The organism is Streptomyces sp. NPDC004658 (assembly GCF_040609555.1).
Classification (GTDB): Bacteria; Actinomycetota; Actinomycetes; order Streptomycetales; family Streptomycetaceae; genus Streptomyces.
Genome location: NZ_JBEXKG010000403.1, coordinates 1 through 1,255, shown reverse-complemented (window position 1 = coordinate 1,255; position 1,255 = coordinate 1). Strand labels below are relative to the sequence as shown.

At 73.7% G+C, this 1,255-nt stretch carries 2 protein-coding genes; one reads left to right on the top strand and one right to left on the bottom strand.

The features are described from left to right. Positions 1 to 128: 128 nt before the first annotated feature. A complete protein-coding gene (locus tag ABZV94_RS41700) occupies positions 129 to 383 on the bottom strand; it encodes a hypothetical protein (RefSeq protein WP_356350329.1) in 255 nt (84 codons plus the stop codon). 129 nt (positions 384 to 512) lie between these two features. Between ABZV94_RS41700 and ABZV94_RS41695 the strand changes: the two genes are divergently transcribed. Further along, complete coding sequence (locus ABZV94_RS41695; protein WP_356350327.1) at positions 513 to 1,133, top strand: L-threonylcarbamoyladenylate synthase; 621 nt, start codon at positions 513 to 515, stop codon at positions 1,131 to 1,133. The last annotated feature ends 122 nt before the right edge of the window (positions 1,134 to 1,255 follow it).

The following is a 1,255-nucleotide window of genomic DNA, read 5'->3' as shown; positions in this document are numbered from 1 at the left end:
ATCTGGGCCATGGCCGAGCACGACCAGGCCCAGAACTCCAGCACGGCTGCCACCGTGCTCGAGGGCACCCGCCGGCCGGCACGAGGACCCCGGCGCCCGGCCGCCCCGCTTCGTCGTCGTACCGCCCCTCACTCCCCCCGTCCGTCCCCCTGCCCGTCATCCCGGCCGCCGACAGGGCCGCGCCCAGGACGCAGCGTGCGCCGGTGAGGGTGGCGGCGGTGTGCAGACCGTTCCGGCATGGCGCGGGAGACGGGGGTCGCCCCCATCGCCACCGCGTCCTTGGCCTCGGCCGGCTTTCCGGCGAGTGCCTGCGGCACACCCGCGCCGGTCAGTTCCGTCCGCAGCGTGGCGCCGACGCGGGCGCTGATGACGGAGACCAGCACGGCACCACGCCGGCACCGAGGCCGAGCGCGACGAACGGGGGCCACATGGTGGTGTACGAGGAGTCGCCGGACCAGCTGATGAGGTCATAGGTCACCGCCCCGCGCCCCGCGACGGCATAAGCTCGGCAGATGGCGAAGTACTTCGACGTGCACCCCGAGAACCCGCAGCCGCGCAGCATCGGCCAGGTCGCCGACGCGGTCCGCTCGGGGGCGCTCATCGCATACCCGACCGACTCCTGCTACGCGCTCGGCTGCCGGCTGGGCAGCCGGGACGGCATGGACCGGATCCGCTCCATCCGCCGGCTGGACAACCGGCACCACTTCACCCTGATGTGCCGGGACTTCGCGCAGCTCGGCCAGTTCGTCCGGGTGGACAACGACGTGTTCCGGGCCGTGAAGGCGTCGACGCCGGGCAGCTACACGTTCATCCTGCCGGCCACCCGCGAGGTGCCGCGCATGCTCCAGCACCCGAAGAAGAAGACCGTGGGCGTGCGCATCCCCGACCATGTGGTCACGCAGGCGCTGCTGGCGGAGCTGGGTGAGCCGCTGCTGTCCAGCACGCTGCTGCTCCCGGACGAGGAGGAGCCGCTCACCCAGGGCTGGGAGATCAAGGACCGGCTCGACCATGTGGTGGACGCCGTGGTCGACTCCGGCGACTGCGGCACCGAGCCGACGACGGTGGTCGACTTCTCCAGCGGCGAGGCGGAGATCGTCCGGCACGGCGCGGGGGACCCCAGCCGCTTCGAGTGAGCGCCGAGTCCACGGGGCCGAACCGCTGAGCACCGGCCGCCGCAGCCGGGCGAGCGCCGAGCACCCCGGGCCGGGCCGGTCAGCACCACCGCCGCGCCGGGGCACCGGGCGCTGGTGTGGGC

What these genes read in the sequence shown, in the direction of transcription:
- ABZV94_RS41695 (WP_356350327.1), top strand. Translation starts at nt 513, where the DNA reads ATGGCGAAGTACTTCGACGTGCACCCCGAGAACCCGCAGCCGCGCAGC.